General features: G+C 63.4%; 13 protein-coding genes. 8 read left to right on the top strand and 5 right to left on the bottom strand.

What is annotated here, in order from left to right; genetic code table 11:
* Positions 1–86: 86 nt before the first annotated feature.
* The 4 genes from ACZ92H_RS07140 (at position 87) to ACZ92H_RS07125 (ending at position 1,681) form a co-directional block, all read left to right on the top strand.
* A complete protein-coding gene (locus ACZ92H_RS07140; protein ID WP_465048807.1) occupies positions 87–260 on the top strand; it encodes a hypothetical protein in 174 nt (57 codons plus the stop codon).
* A 243-nt stretch (positions 261–503) separates the two neighbouring features.
* The gene (locus tag ACZ92H_RS07135; RefSeq protein WP_180979422.1) at positions 504–641 is read left to right on the top strand and encodes a hypothetical protein; all 138 of its coding nucleotides are present in this window, start codon (positions 504–506) and stop codon (positions 639–641) included.
* 129 nt (positions 642–770) lie between these two features.
* Positions 771–1,139 carry a hypothetical protein gene (locus ACZ92H_RS07130; protein ID WP_131372926.1) on the top strand — a complete coding sequence of 123 codons (369 nt, stop codon included), beginning with the start codon at positions 771–773 and terminating at the stop codon, positions 1,137–1,139.
* 83 nt (positions 1,140–1,222) lie between these two features.
* Complete coding sequence (locus ACZ92H_RS07125) at positions 1,223–1,681, top strand: acyl-CoA thioesterase (RefSeq protein WP_071326331.1); 459 nt, start codon at positions 1,223–1,225, stop codon at positions 1,679–1,681.
* An 84-nt stretch (positions 1,682–1,765) separates the two neighbouring features.
* On the opposite strand, the gene ACZ92H_RS07120 is transcribed toward ACZ92H_RS07125, so the two are convergent.
* The 4 genes from ACZ92H_RS07120 to ACZ92H_RS07105 all read right to left on the bottom strand — a co-directional run bounded on the left by ACZ92H_RS07120 (position 1,766) and on the right by ACZ92H_RS07105 (position 6,488).
* Positions 1,766–3,172 carry a DEAD/DEAH box helicase gene (locus ACZ92H_RS07120; RefSeq protein WP_071322891.1) on the bottom strand — a complete coding sequence of 469 codons (1,407 nt, stop codon included), beginning with the start codon at positions 3,170–3,172 and terminating at the stop codon, positions 1,766–1,768.
* Between the two features lie 386 nt (positions 3,173–3,558).
* A complete protein-coding gene (locus tag ACZ92H_RS07115; RefSeq protein ID WP_465048805.1) occupies positions 3,559–3,771 on the bottom strand; it encodes a hypothetical protein in 213 nt (70 codons plus the stop codon).
* A gap of 284 nt (positions 3,772–4,055) precedes the next feature.
* Positions 4,056–4,844, bottom strand: coding sequence for an enoyl-ACP reductase FabI (gene fabI / locus ACZ92H_RS07110; RefSeq protein ID WP_131372929.1), 789 nt, complete (start codon positions 4,842–4,844; stop codon positions 4,056–4,058).
* Positions 4,845–5,075: 231 nt separating this feature from the next.
* Positions 5,076–6,488 carry a transglycosylase SLT domain-containing protein gene (locus tag ACZ92H_RS07105; RefSeq protein WP_131372930.1) on the bottom strand — a complete coding sequence of 471 codons (1,413 nt, stop codon included), beginning with the start codon at positions 6,486–6,488 and terminating at the stop codon, positions 5,076–5,078.
* A 331-nt stretch (positions 6,489–6,819) separates the two neighbouring features.
* Here ACZ92H_RS07105 and ACZ92H_RS07100 point away from each other — a divergent pair, with 331 nt between their 5' ends.
* Positions 6,820–7,392 carry a DUF1415 domain-containing protein gene (locus ACZ92H_RS07100; protein WP_465048804.1) on the top strand — a complete coding sequence of 191 codons (573 nt, stop codon included), beginning with the start codon at positions 6,820–6,822 and terminating at the stop codon, positions 7,390–7,392.
* A complete protein-coding gene (locus ACZ92H_RS07095) occupies positions 7,392–7,586 on the top strand; it encodes a DUF1289 domain-containing protein (protein ID WP_131372932.1) in 195 nt (64 codons plus the stop codon). The genes ACZ92H_RS07100 and ACZ92H_RS07095 overlap by 1 nt, the downstream gene beginning before the upstream one ends.
* Before the next feature lie 158 nt (positions 7,587–7,744).
* Here ACZ92H_RS07095 and ACZ92H_RS07090 read toward each other — a convergent pair whose 3' ends face one another.
* The gene (locus ACZ92H_RS07090) at positions 7,745–8,251 is read right to left on the bottom strand and encodes a DUF1993 domain-containing protein (RefSeq protein WP_131372933.1); all 507 of its coding nucleotides are present in this window, start codon (positions 8,249–8,251) and stop codon (positions 7,745–7,747) included.
* 261 nt (positions 8,252–8,512) lie between these two features.
* On the opposite strand from ACZ92H_RS07090, the gene ACZ92H_RS07085 reads away from it, so the two are divergent.
* Complete coding sequence (locus ACZ92H_RS07085; RefSeq protein WP_131372934.1) at positions 8,513–11,629, top strand: EAL domain-containing protein; 3,117 nt, start codon at positions 8,513–8,515, stop codon at positions 11,627–11,629.
* A gap of 19 nt (positions 11,630–11,648) precedes the next feature.
* Positions 11,649–13,922 (top strand): xanthine dehydrogenase family protein molybdopterin-binding subunit, encoded by a 2,274-nt coding sequence (locus tag ACZ92H_RS07080; RefSeq protein ID WP_465048803.1) that lies wholly within the window; start codon positions 11,649–11,651, stop codon positions 13,920–13,922.

The following is a 13,922-nucleotide window of genomic DNA, read 5'->3' as shown; positions in this document are numbered from 1 at the left end:
CCGCCCGTTTGGTTCCCGCGGCATCGCGCCACTGGCGGGCGCCAGGATTTGTCCGTATCGGCTACAGTGGGGCAAAGGAGGTCACCATGCAACTCGCATCCCATCACACCCTGCTGCGTGCGCACAGCACGCCCGAACCCGATATTCCGCCGCCACCGGAAGGCGATCCCTTGGCGCCGCCGCCCGAACCGCCGCCGCACATCGATCCCGTGCCGGTCGAGGAGCCAACGCCGCCGTCGCCGCCCGTGAAAATGGCGTGAGCGCCGGATCTGCATGAGTGCTTGCGCGGTGCTGCGGGCCGCGCCGCTGCCGTGCGTGCGCTTTATTTCTGGTCGGAAATGAATAAGCGTGCGGCGGACTCGTCACGCCATATAAACAACAAAAATGCCAATAAATGTTGCCCCTTGGATACAAATCAAAGGCTAACTGCTGTGTGTCATGCGGCCGTCACGATTCTGTTCTTATAATGAGACATCATAAAAATTCTTGTACAGGAGACCATCATGGGCAATTCCTTGCATAACAAAATTTACCTGGGCCGTCGCCCTGTGATCACCAGCAAGAACCTGGTGGCGCTGGCGCTGGCAGGCGCCGTGGCCGGTTGCGGCCTGGCCTGGCTGCTGCTGCGCAGCTACAAATAAGCGCCATCCCGGCGTCATTTCAGCGCGCCGTCCGTGGGGCGGGCGGCGACTGAATCACGTTGCCTGTTGCCGATGCGCAGCGGGGCGCGTACCATGGGGGCCGAACACCTGGCCTTTTATGGAAAAGTAATGAAGAACGAGAAATTAACGACCGATGAATATGACGCGCTGGAGCAAGTTGCACGCGGCATCAAGACCGAGCGCCCCAGCGCTTGCGTTGCCCGCAATGCCAAGCGCCTGTCCGGGCTGAAGCTGCTCAGCTACGCCCGCGATGGCCGTCTGTCCATCACCGAGAAGGCGCAGCAGATGCTGTTCCTGCGCCGCTGCATCATGGGCTTGCGCGCCGTGGCGGCCGATCCGCTGACCAAGCTGGATACGGACGTGGCTTACTTCCTGGGCAAGAAAGCCCACATCGTGGCGCGCGCCGAAGGCGAGGGGCACGACATTTCCGACAAGGGCCGCGACTCGCTGGCCGACATCGATACCCTGGGCCTGTAAGTCCCGCAACCGGCCCCTGGGGCCGGTTTTCACATCCTCCCCTTTTTATTATTTCCCCTTTGGAGAACACTTTGGACAGCGCGATGAACTGGTCGGCCCACGAACTGACGATGACGGTCTTGATGACGCCCGATATGGCCAACTTTTCCGGTAACGTGCACGGCGGCACCATCCTGAAATACCTCGACAGCGTCGCCTATGCCTGCGCCAGCCGCTATTCCGGCAGTTACGTGGTGACCCTGTCGGTGGACCAGGTGATGTTCCTGCAGCCGATCCACGTGGGCGAACTGGTGACGTTCCTCGCCTCGATCAATTACACGGGCACGACGTCGATGGAAGTGGGGATCCGCGTGGTGACGGAAAACATCCAGCAGCGCCTGGTGCGCCACGCGAACAGCTGCTACTTCACCATGGTGGCGGTGGATGCCAACCGCAAGCCGGTGGCCGTGCCGCCGCTGGCGCTGGAGACGCCGGAGCAGCAGGTGCGCTTCGAGCAGGCCAAGCTGCGCAAGCTGTCGCGCCAGAAGGTGTCGAAGAAGTAAATGTGCCGGACATGAAAAAACGGCCACCAGAGCGATCTGGTGGCCGTTTTTCATTGCATGCTTAGAGGCAATGCTAAACCGTGATTAACGGTCGCCGTAGCTGCGGCGTGCGCCGTCGGTGCTGCGCGGGTTGGAACCCTTGTAGCCGCCGCCGGTGCTTGGCGCGCCGTCTTTACGTGGTGCGCCTGGCTTGCTGAACGTGCGTTGGCCTGGTTTCGCGCCGCCGCGGTTGTCGCCTGGTTTCCAGCCGCCTGGACGGGCGCTCGAACGTGGTGCCGATGCCGTTTTCTTTGGCTCGAAACCTTCGATGACATTGACCGGGATCAATTGCTTGGTGAAGCGTTCGATGCGCTTGACGTTCATGCCTTCTGCGTGGTTCACCAGCGAGATGGCCAGGCCATTGCGGCCAGCGCGGCCGGTACGGCCGATGCGGTGGACGTAGTCTTCCGGGAACTTCGGCAGATCGTAGTTGAACACGTGGGTGATCGTTGGCACGTCGATGCCGCGGGCGGCAACGTCGGTGGCAACCAGCACCTTGACCTGGCCGCGGCGCATGCCGTCCAGGGTGCGGTTGCGCGCGCCCTGGTGCATGTCGCCGTGCAGGGCGGCAGCCGAGAAACCGGCGATGTTCAGGCGGTCGGCGATGGTGTCGGCGTCACGCTTGGTGGCGGTGAATACCACAGCCTGGTCCAGCGTTTCGTCGCGCAGCAGGTGGTCCAGCAGGCGATTCTTGTGCGACAGATCGTCGACGAAGTGCACGCGCTGCGTGATGTTCTCGTGCTTGTTGCTCGAGCTTGCCACTTGGATGACCAGCGGGTTTTTCGTGATGCGACGGGCCATGTTGCCGACCACGCCATCCAGGGTTGCCGAGAACAGCATGGTTTGACGGCCTTCCGGCGTTGCTTCCACGATCTTTTCGATATCGTCGATGAAACCCATGTCCAGCATGCGGTCGGCTTCGTCCAGCACCAGGATTTCCAGTTGCGAGAAGTCGATCTTGCCCGAATCCATGTGGTCGATCAGGCGGCCAGGCGTGGCGACCAGAATCTCGGGATTCTTGGCCAGCAATTGCATCTGTTTAGGGTAAGGCATGCCGCCCAGGATCGACACAGCCTTGATGCGGCGGATGCCGGTGCTGTACTTGTCGGTGTTGGTGGTCACTTGCAGGGCCAGTTCGCGCGTTGGCGTCAGCACCAGCATTTTTGGCTGGGCAGCCTTGAAGCGTGGACGCTCGCCGCGGGCGCGCGATGCTTGCATTTCCTGGTTTGGCGTCTTGCCGGCGGCGCTTTGTTCGGCGCTGGCCAGTTTGTGCAGCGACGGCAGCATGAACGCTGCGGTCTTGCCCGAACCGGTCTGCGACGAGACCAGCAGGTCACGGCCTTCGATCGCGGCTGGAATCGCTTGCGACTGTACCGCGGTTGGCGCGGTGTAGCCCGATTCGGTCAGAGCGGCGAGGATGGACGGATGCAGGCCTAAGGATTCAAATGTCATTCTTTTTCTTTCGTGAAAATCAGCGTTCTTGCAAAAAGCAGAACGCAAAATAGCAACGCCAACCAAAACGAAATGACTCAACTAGAAAGAAATTTCGGCACAAAAGCTTTGCGCCGGGACGGTGTCAGGTGCGACACACAAGGCGGGAGGGCTTTATAAGCGGCATCCTGTGGATGCGCTAAGGCTTGCGAAGCTGCTAAGTTTGTAGTGCATGTAACTGCGGTGTTGCCATCGCTTCAAGGGAACATATTGCAGCGCACAACGACACTATACCGTATTTGCCGACATTTTGCACTGTCTAAATGGGATGAACCGCAAGTCCTACCACGTTTTGAACAGGTTTCCTATGTGAAATCAGTAAGAATACGTAGTTTTCCGCCAGTCAGTCAGGCATGGCGGCGCTGTCGGCGGGCAGCGGGGGCGCTTGCGCCGCTTCCCGGGCCGTTGATGTGCCGGGCCGCTTGCGCCACGTCGATCAGGCTGCGTTCCAGCCGGCAGACGCCCTTGACATGCAGCCACGACAACACGTCGGCCAGGTGCCAGATGGTGGCGCCGCCTGCATGCGCGGGCGCGGGGAAGCTGTGGCGGTTTTTGTTCATCAGCTTGTGCAGGTTTTGCCGGGACAGGCCCGGCACTTGCCCCACGTCCGTCAGGCCCGCGACTGTGTGGCGCGGCCTCGACCAGGCGGATGTGGGGCACGATGGCGTTCACGCCGGCCACGGCGCTCAGCAGCGCTGCGCTGGCAGAGCCTGCTTCGCGCGTGGCGCAATGCCGCTTCGATGTCTTTCTCCGGGGGCGGGAAGCGCGCCATGCGATGCCTTCAATGAAGGGCGATATTAGTCGGCTGTCAAGTGACAACCGCAGAATATCGGCCATCTCCGCCTCACTCGACTTCGGGATTGACGGCCATCACTTGCGAAAAGCCGCCATCGACGTAGGTAATTTCCCCCGTGATGCCCGAGGCCAGGTCGGACAGCAAAAAGGCTGCCGTGTTGCCCACTTCTTCGATGGTGACGTTGCGGCGCAGGGGAGCGTGCTCGGCAACAAAGCCCAGCAGCTTGCTGAAGTCCTTGATGCCGGAAGCGGCCAGGGTCTTGATGGGGCCGGCGGAGATGCCGTTGGCGCGGATGCCGCGCGGGCCCAGCGATTCGGCCAGGTAGCGCACGGACGCTTCCAGCGACGCCTTGGCCAGGCCCATGGTGTTGTAGTAAGGCACGGCACGCACGGCGCCCAGGTACGTCAGGGTCAGCACCGACGCGCCCGGATGCAGCAGGGGCAGGGCGGCCTTGGCCATGGCAGGAAAGCTGTAGGCGGAAATATCGTGGGCGATGCGGAAACTGTCGCGCGACAAGCCGTCGAGGAAGTCGCCGGCGATGGCGTCGCGCGGGGCGAAGCCGATGGCGTGCACGAGGCCATCGAGGTGTTCCCAGTGCTGCGCCAGGCCGCTGAAGACGGCGCTGATCTGTTCGTCGCTGGACACATCGCAGTCGAACACCAGGTCGCTGCCAAATTCCGCCGCGAATTCCGTAATGCGTTCCTTGAAGCGCTCGCCCACATACGTAAAGGCCAGGCTCGCGCCTTCGCGGTGGCAAGCCTTGGCGATGCCGTAGGCAATCGAGCGGTTCGACAGCAAGCCCGTGATGAGGATTTTTTTGCCTTGCAAGAAAGCCATGACGACTCCTGTCTGGGTGGTGGGCGAGTGCGGCGGATGTACAACCGGCCGCGACAGCTAAGCTGTGGCGGCCGGTGGGGTCAGCAGCTGGACGGGTTGCGACGTCTGAGAACGCCTGGCAGACGCGTCGCCAGCGGAAGTGAGTGGCAGTCGAGCAGCGCTACCGTACTGCAGCACGGTGAGCATCGCAGGCTGCTACTCACGACGCGCGGCAGCTTAGGTCCGGTGTACTCAATGGCGGGCCTTGGCACGGCTGTTGCCGCCGCCGCGCTGGATGCGCGGCTTCACCAGGGAAATAGGCGCGGCCTGCACCTTGCCGCCCTTGGCGACGCGGCGCACGGCCTTGGCGGCCCGCTCGGGACGATCCGCTTCCAGCAGCATGGTGGCGCTGTCGGCGATTTCCTGGGTGATATCCTTGTTCATCGTGGCCGAGGTTTTCGGCACGAGGATGGTGGAGCCGGCGCGCAGGCGGGTGCGCTGGGGAATGTTATTGGCCTGGCGCAGCACGTCGGCCGTGGTGCCGAATTTCGACGCCAGGGTTTCGATGCGTTCACGCGCATTCGTGATCTTGTGCGTGGTCCAGCTCGACAAGGCATGGCCCCATTGCGCCAGGTTGGTGGTGAACTTGGCGGCGTTTTCCTGCGGCAGCAGAATCTTGGTCTTTTCGCCGCCGATGATGACGGGGCGATTGAATTGCGGATTCAAGGCCTTGAATTCATCCATCGACAGTTCGGCCAGCTGGGCGGCGACGGTGATGTCGATGTCGCTGGTCTTGTCGATGGCCGTAAAGTAGGGCTGGTTGTCGACCACGGGCAGGGTCAGGCCGTACTGGGCCGGATTAGCGATGATGTTTTTCACCGCTTGCAGTTTCGGCACGTAATTGCGCGTTTCGGCCGGCATCAGGTCGGCCAGGCTTTCGAAATCGGTGGGCTTGCCCAGCGCCTGGTTTTTCTTGATGGCGCGCTGCACGGAGCCTTCGCCCCAGTTGTAGGCGGCCAGGGCCAGTTGCCAGTCGCCAAACATGTCATACAGGCGCTGCAGATACGTCAGGGCCGCATCGGTCGACGCCAGCACGCCGCGGCGCTCGTCCTTGAACATATTCTGCTTGAGGTTGAAGTCGCGTCCGGTGGCGGGCACGAATTGCCACATGCCGGCTGCATTGGCGCTGGAGAACGCCTGCGGGTTGAAGGCGGACTCGATGAACGGCAGCAAGGCCAGCTCCGTCGGCATGCCGCGCTTTTCCAGTTCCTGCACCACGTGGAAAATGTAGCGCGAGGCGCGCGCCGTCGTGCGGGCAATGTAGTCGGGGCGGGTGGCATACCAGTTGACGTGGTTGGCCACCAGCTGGTTGTTGATGTCAGGAATCGCATAACCGCTGCGGATGCGGCCCCAGACGTCGGCTTCGCGCAGCGGATCGGAATTGTCGCTGAGATTTTTCAGCAGACGGTCGGTCTTTTGCAGGCGGTTGTCGAGGGTGGGGAGTTTCGCCGTGACTTGGGGAGTCATCGGGATCAGGGCGGGTGTAGTGGCGGCGACTGGCGCGTTATCGCTCTCAACACCGGCTTCGTACGCCTGGCTGAGGGCGGGCGCAAGCGCCAGGGCCAACGCCGCCAGGACGGTAGATTTAAAGGAGTTTTCGTGCATAGTGTTCCATTGTTGTCGTCGAGGAAACATCGGACAGACCCATGATTAAGGTGCGAGTGTACGTATATCCACATGCCGGAGTCAAGAATTATGTCAGCATGATGACAGCACATAGGGGGAAATAGCTAAGTTTCCATTCGCTAATGGTGCAATTATTACAAATTTAATTTGCCATTTGCGTGATTCGGCCGCTGTTATAGCATACATGGCACCGACCCTGGCGCAAGGCTGGCGGACGCCGGGTATGAGACTGCGCAAAGAGTGCGTACAATTTGGGGTGGGCCGGCCATCCAGGCGCCGGCCACGTTACCGATAGATAGAGAGCACGAATATGAACACCCCGCCGCGCCACGACGACGACAACGCCGTCATCATCGCCAATACCGTTGCCTGGCTGGAAAAGGCCGTGATCGGCCTGAACCTGTGCCCGTTCGCCAAGGCCGTGCACGTCAAGAAGCAGATCCGTTATGTGGTGTGCGAATCGAGCAACCCGGAAGACCTGCTGGCGCTGCTGATGGACGAACTGCAAATCCTTGCCGATACGGACCCCGAGCAGATCGACACGACTCTGCTGATTCATCCATACACCTTGAACGATTTCCTCGACTACAACGAGTTCCTCGATGTGGCCGACGCGGCCGTGGAAGACATGCACCTGGCCGGCGAATTGCAGGTTGCCAGTTTCCACCCGCACTACCAGTTTGCCGAGACGTTCGAGGACGACATCAGCAACTACACCAACCGTTCGCCATGCCCCACTTTGCACCTGCTGCGCGAAGACAGCATCGAGCGCGCCGTCGACGCCTTCCCGGAAGCGTCCGAGATTTTCGACAAGAATATCGCCACCCTGGAAAAGCTGGGCATCGAAGGCTGGGAAAAACTCGGCTTGCCGAAGGTATCCTGATGGCTGACAAGGAACTGCCGCTGCGTCCCGACACGCCCTGCGTGGCCGTGTGCTCGACCACCTTCGATGAAATCTGCCGCGGCTGCGGCCGCAGCGTGGTGGAAGTGGCCCACTGGGTATCGATGACGGATGAAGAGAAGGAAGTGGTGTGGGTGCGGATTCTGGCGCAGGGGTATCCGCGCCGGAATACTTAATAGCGACGCTATAGCGTATTGCATTGCTCCATTGCGTCGACGCTGAAGCAAATCGTAGCGAGCGGCGATGATTGGCGGCTAAGAAGCGCAGCCGTACTCAAGTACGGCGAGCATCGCAGGCCGCAAAGCGCGCCGCGCAGTAGATTTGCTTATGCGTTTCAGAAGCTGCCGATGAAATCCTTTTTGCCCACTTCAATGCCATTGTGGCGCAGGATGTCGTAGGCCGTCGTGGCGTGGAAGAAGAAGTGCGGCAGCGCGTAGTGGAACAGATAGGTCTGGCCCGTGAAGTGCTTGGTCTTTTCGCCGCTGCCGGTGGTGATGGCGCGCGTTTCGCTGCCGTCGATGTCCGCCTGCGGCAGGCTTTCCAGGAAGGCGATGGTTTTCACGATGCGCGCCTTCAGTTCAGCAAAGCTCTGCTCGCTATCTTCATAAGGGGGCACGGCCACGCCGGCCAGGCGCGCGCCGCAGCCCTTGGCGAAGTCGGTGGCGATCTGGATCTGGCGCACGAACGGCAGCATGTCCGGGAACAGGCGGAATTGCAGCAGGGCGTTCGGGTCGATTTTCTTGTCTTGCACGTGCGTTTCAGCCTTGTCCAGGATGGCGGCCAGGCTGCCCAGGATCTGTTTGAAGACGGGGATCGATGCGGAATAGATGGAGAAGGTCATGGTGGTTCCTCTAGGTGAAGTGGCGCGATGATAGCAAGCCGCGCGCTTTTCTGCTGGCGCCTTCGCCGCGCGCCGGCCGGCGTGTGGTTTTTCAGCCCTGTCTATATGACATGACGTCACTGTCCGCGTGTGTTTATTGGTGACTTTCCCCGCTTTTTCCATGCATAATTGCTCTTGAAAAAGTTTCTTCCCGCCCCGTCACCCAGATTCCCCTGTAAAGCTCGATGATCGCTCGCCAGATCCCTGTTGCCCTGTTGCCGCATGTCTAACTCCCCCTATCAACGCCTGCGCGCCAGCCTGAGCGCCCTGTATGGCTCGTCGATCTATGGCGCCCTGCTGCTGGTGGTGTTTGGCGGCCTGGTCATTCCCGCCATCATCGGCAGCTACCTGCTGGTCGGCGTGCACGAGCGCCAATCGGCGCGCACCAGCCTGAACGAGGCGCTGCAGCGCAATGCAGACATCCTGGCGCTGGGCATGCAGGAATCGCTGTGGAACATGAACGCGGAGTCGGCCCATTCGCTTGTCGAATCGGTGATGCGCGACCGCGCCGTGCTGCTGGTCAAGGTGGTGGGGCAGGGCGACACGGAATTCATCAGCCTGCAGGCGCCGCAGCGCCCCGTCGGCAATCTGTACCGGGCCGAGCGCGACATCCTCGTGCGCGGCGAACGCATCGGCCACGTGGTGGTCGAGATGGACGATGCGCGCAGCCAGCAGGAACTGCGCGAAAAGCAGGTGTCGTATATTTTCGTGCTGGGCGCGCAGCTGGCCGTGTCGATGGCGCTGATCGTGCTGTTCCTGAACCGCCGCCTGCTCAAGCCCCTGCGCCGCCTGATGCGCTTTTCCGACCGCCTCTCGCATGGCGATTTCGACACGCGCCTGGTGTCGGGCAGCAATGACGAGCTGGGCCGCCTGGCCGCCCAGCTCGAGCAGATGCGCGCCGCCATCCGCCAGCTGTTCGAGGACGTGGGCCAGCGCGAGGAACGCTTCCGCACCATCGTCACGCAGGTGCCGGGCGCCGTCTTCCGCTACCGGCCCGACGGCCCCATCGACTTCGTCAGCGATGCCATCGAGGAAATCGCCGGCTATTCGGCGCGCCAGTTCATGCGCGGCACCACGCATGCCTGGGCCGACCTGATTTGTCCGGAAGACCGCCGCGAGCACCGCCGCGCCGTCAAGCAGGCCGTGCACGACGTGCAGCCCTACGCGCTGGAATACCGCATCATCGACGCCTTCGGCACCGAGCGCTGGGTGGCCGAAAATGGCCAGCCGCAGGCGGGCGAGCACGGCGTGACCTGGGTCGACGGCATCATCGCCGACATCAGCCAGCGCAAGCACCACGAAATGCGCATCGAGGCGCTGCTGACCGAGCAGAGCGCGATTCTCGACAACGTCATGTTCGGCGTGATGTTCGTGCGCCACCGGCGCATCATTTCCGTCAACCGCCGCTGCGAAGATCTGTTCGGTTACGGCCCCGGCGACATGATGGGCAAGTCGACGGCCATCGTGTTTACCAATCCCTACGACTTCGAGGAGGCGGGCGAGCGCCAGTATCCCGCCCTGGCGGCGGGCGGCGATTTCAGCGAGGAGCGCCAGTACAAGCGCCGCGACGGCAGCCTGTTCTGGGCTCTCGTCAGCGGCTGCGCGCTCGATCCGCAGCGGCCGAACGAAGGCAGCATCTGGGTGTACGCCGACATCACGGCGCGCAAGGAAGCCGAGGAAAAACTGCGCCTGTCGGCCACCGTGCTGGAACACATCGCCGACGGCGTGATGGTGGTCGATGCGGACGGCATCATCGTCACCATCAACCCCGCCTTCACGCAGATCACGGGCTACAGCGAGGCGGAGGCGCTGGGCCGGCATGCGTCGCTGACGCGCTCGGCACGCCACGACGCGGCGTTTTACGCGGCCTTGTGGGAAGAGCTGGCCGTTTCCGGCTTCTGGCGCGGCGAGATATGGAACCAGCGCAAGAACGGCGAAGTGTATCTGGAATGGCTGACCATCAGCGCCGTGCGCGATACGCGCGCCGGCACCACGCATTACGTGGGCGTGTTCAGCGACATCACCCTGATCAAGGAGTCGCAGGAAAAGCTCGACCACATGGCGCACCACGATCCGCTGACGGCGCTGCCGAACCGGCTGCTGTTCCACGACCGCCTGCAGCACGCCTTGCTGCGCGCCGCGCGCGACCAGGAGCAGCTGGCCATCCTGTTCATCGACCTGGACCGCTTCAAGAACGTCAACGATACCCTGGGCCACCATGTGGGCGACGAATTGCTGCAAAAGGTGGCGGGCCAGCTGACGGCGCGCCTGCGCGAAGGCGATACCCTGGCGCGCCTGGGCGGCGACGAGTTCATCGTGCTGCTCGAACGCATCGACGGCGAATATGGCGCCACGCAGGTGGCGGAAAAGCTGGTGACCATGTTCGAGCAGCCGTTCACCGTGGCCGACCACGAACTGTTCGTCACCTGCAGCGTGGGCATCAGCCTGTATCCGGACGATGCGCTGGACTTGAACATGCTGATCCGGAACGCCGACGTGGCCATGTACCAGGCCAAGGCGCGCGGGCGCAATGGCTACCGCTTCTATGCGCCGTCGATGACGGGCGAGGGCGTCGAGCGGCTGCGCCTGGAAACCTTCTTGCGCCGCTCGATCGAGAAGAACGAGATCTTCCTGAATTACCAGCCGCAGGTGGAAATCGACACGGGCCGCCTGGTGGGCGTGGAAGCGCTGGTGCGCTGGAACCACCCGGAACTGGGCCTGGTGCCGCCGGCCCGCTTCATTCCCCTGGCCGAGGACAGCGGCTTCATCAATCAGCTGGGCAAATGGGTGCTGGACGAAGCCTGCCGCCAGATGATGCGCTGGCAGGCGCAGGGTTTGCGCGTGCCGAAGATGGCCGTGAACCTGTCCGTGAAACAGTTCGAGCGGGGCAGCATCGCCGGCATGGTGGCCGATATTTTGAAGGAAACGGGGCTGGAGCCGCAGCGGCTGCAGCTGGAAGTGACGGAGTCGGTGATCATGAACACGGGCGACGCGCTGGGCTTCATCAACGACTTGCACGCCATCGGCGTGGGCCTGGCCATCGACGATTTCGGCACCGGCTATTCCTCGCTGGCCTACCTGAAGCAGCTGCCCGTGCAAACCTTGAAGATCGACCGCTCCTTCATCAAGGATATCTCGACGGACGTCAACGACGAGGCCATCGCGATTGCCATCATCCAGCTGGGCAAGAGCATGCAATTGTCGGTCATCGCCGAAGGCGTGGAGACGGAAGAGCAGGCGGCGTTCCTGCTGCGCCACGGCTGCAAGCTGGCGCAGGGTTATTTCTATAGCCGTCCGGTGCTGGCGCAAGATATGCTGGAGCGCTGGATCGACAATTAACTAATATGAAGGGTATGCCATGGCCGCAGAAAAAAACACCTCGCGTCGCCGTTTCCTGCTCGGTGGCCTGGGTCTCGGCGTGGCCGGCGTGGGCGCCCTGGTGCTGGGCTGGGGCGTGCTGCCGCCGCGCCAGCGCCTGCATGGCGGCGCGCCGCTGCCCGTGGCCGATGGCGCCGTGGCGCTGAACGGCTGGCTGGCCATTCAAGCCGACGGCAGCGTCCTCCTGGCCATGCCGCGCAGCGAAATGGGGCAGGGCGTGCATACGGCCCTGCCGATGCTGGTGGCCGAGGAACTCGACGTGCCCCTGGCCAGCGTCAGGCTGATCCAGGCGCCCATGGATAAAATCTTCGGCAATGTCGCCATGCTCGCGGACGGCTTGCCCTTCCATCCGGATGACCACGGCCGCGTGAAGGCCCTGGCGCAATGGACGGTGGCCAAGGCCGCGCGCGAGCTGGGCGTGATCGTCACGGGCGGCTCGTCGAGCGTGAAGGATGGCTGGGGCCCCATGCGCGAGGCCGGCGCATGCGCGCGCGCCATGCTGCTGCAGGCCGCCGCCGCGCAGTGGCAAGTGCCGGCCGCGCAGTGCCGCACCCAGGATGGCGAAGTCATGCACCCGGACGGCCGGCGCGCCAGCTACGCCAGCCTGGCGCAGCGCGCCGCGGCCATCGATCCGGGCGCTCCTGTGCTCAAATCCCCTACGGATTTCAAGCTGATCGGCCAGCCCGCGCCGCGCCGCGACACGCCGGCCAAAGTCAATGGCAGCGCGCGTTTCGGCATCGATGCGCGTCCGCCCGGCATGCTGTACGCGGCCCTGCACCTGCCGCCGCGCCTGGGCGACACGCTTGCCTCGTTCGATGCGGCGCCCGTGCTGGCCATGCCCGGCGTGAAAAAGGTGGTGGACCTGACGCCGCAGCTGGCGCAGCGCAGCGTCTCGTGCGCCGCCGTGGTGGCCGATACCTGGTGGCGCGCCAGGCAGGCGGCGGCAAGCCTGCCCACGCAGTGGCGCGCCGGCCCGCAATCGAATTTGTCCAGCGCCGACGTGTATGCGGAGTTTGCCCGCCTGTTGGATGGCGAAGCGGGCCACGCGTATTACAGCAGCGGCGACGTGGAGGCGCAAGCCCTGCAGGGCTTGCGCCAGGTCAGCGCCGAGTATCGCGCCCCGTTCCTTGCCCATGCGGCCATGGAACCCGTCAACTGCACCGCGCAAGTAACAGGCGGCAAGGTCATGCTGTGGGTCTCGACCCAGGCGCCCGGCATCGCCGTCGACGTGGCGGCGAAGGTGGCCGGCGTCGATGCAAAGGACGTGGCGATCGAGGTGCTGCTGCTCGGCGGCGGTTTCGGCCGCCGTCTGGAAGTGGACATGGTCGCGCAAGCCGTGGCCATCGCGCTGCAGTGCGACGGCGCCCCCGTGCAGCTGGTGTGGACGCGCGAGCAGGATACAAAGCACGATATGTACCGTCCCGCCGCGCTGGCGCGCTTTTCTGCCCGCCTCGATGCGCAGGGCCGCATCGCGTCCTGGGACAATAAATCCGTCAGCGGCTCCATCACGCACCAGTTCTTGCAGCGCAATTTCGGCTTGCCGGGAGCGGGGCCGGACAAGACCACGGCCGAAGGCGAATTCGACATGCCGTATGAAATCGCCAACCAGCGCGTCGCCCACGTGATCGCCGACAGCAGCGTGCCCATCGGTTACTGGCGCTCGGTGGGCCACTCGCACAACGCGTTCTTCAAGGAAGGCTTCATCGACGAGCTGGCGCATGCGGCGGGGCAGGATGGCGTCGCCTTCCGCCGCGCCATGCTGGCGCAGCATTCGCGCCACCTGGCCGTGCTCGACGCGGCGGTGGCGAAGGCGGGCACGCCGCCGCCGGGCCATGCGCACGGCGTGGCCTTGCACCAGTCGTTCGGCAGCATCGTCGCGCAAGTGGCGCAGGTGTCCGTGGAAAGCGGCGAAATCCGCGTGCAGCGCGTGGTGTGCGCCATCGATTGCGGCATCGCCGTCAATCCGAACATCATCGCCCAGCAGATGGAGTCGGCCGTGCTGTTCGGCCTGTCGGCGGCGCTGGGCGGCGAGATCACCTTCAAGGAGGGGAAAGTCGAGCAGAGCAACTTCCACGACTATCCCGTGCTGCGCATGGGCCAGACGCCGGTGGTGGAAACCGTCATCATCGCCAGCGCCGGACATCCCGAGGGCGTGGGCGAGCCGGGCACGCCGCCCATCGCGCCAGCCGTGGCCAGCGCCGTGTTCAGCCTGACGGGGAAACGGCTGCGCAGCCTGCCGCTGCGCCTGGGATGA

The organism is Janthinobacterium foliorum, from assembly GCF_978021625.1.
This window is presented reverse-complemented; position numbering and strand designations above follow the sequence as displayed.

Coding starts and splice junctions, on each gene's coding strand:
- ACZ92H_RS07140 (WP_465048807.1), top strand. CDS start 87: ATGCAACTCGCATCCCATCACACCCTGCTGCGTGCGCACAGCACGCCC.
- ACZ92H_RS07135 (WP_180979422.1), top strand. CDS start 504: ATGGGCAATTCCTTGCATAACAAAATTTACCTGGGCCGTCGCCCTGTG.
- ACZ92H_RS07130 (WP_131372926.1), top strand. CDS start 771: ATGAAGAACGAGAAATTAACGACCGATGAATATGACGCGCTGGAGCAA.
- ACZ92H_RS07125 (WP_071326331.1), top strand. CDS start 1,223: ATGAACTGGTCGGCCCACGAACTGACGATGACGGTCTTGATGACGCCC.
- ACZ92H_RS07120 (WP_071322891.1), bottom strand. CDS start 3,172: ATGACATTTGAATCCTTAGGCCTGCATCCGTCCATCCTCGCCGCTCTG.
- ACZ92H_RS07115 (WP_465048805.1), bottom strand. CDS start 3,771: ATGAACAAAAACCGCCACAGCTTCCCCGCGCCCGCGCATGCAGGCGGC.
- fabI (WP_131372929.1), bottom strand. CDS start 4,844: ATGGCTTTCTTGCAAGGCAAAAAAATCCTCATCACGGGCTTGCTGTCG.
- ACZ92H_RS07105 (WP_131372930.1), bottom strand. CDS start 6,488: ATGCACGAAAACTCCTTTAAATCTACCGTCCTGGCGGCGTTGGCCCTG.
- ACZ92H_RS07100 (WP_465048804.1), top strand. CDS start 6,820: ATGAACACCCCGCCGCGCCACGACGACGACAACGCCGTCATCATCGCC.
- ACZ92H_RS07095 (WP_131372932.1), top strand. CDS start 7,392: ATGGCTGACAAGGAACTGCCGCTGCGTCCCGACACGCCCTGCGTGGCC.
- ACZ92H_RS07090 (WP_131372933.1), bottom strand. CDS start 8,251: ATGACCTTCTCCATCTATTCCGCATCGATCCCCGTCTTCAAACAGATC.
- ACZ92H_RS07085 (WP_131372934.1), top strand. CDS start 8,513: ATGTCTAACTCCCCCTATCAACGCCTGCGCGCCAGCCTGAGCGCCCTG.
- ACZ92H_RS07080 (WP_465048803.1), top strand. CDS start 11,649: ATGGCCGCAGAAAAAAACACCTCGCGTCGCCGTTTCCTGCTCGGTGGC.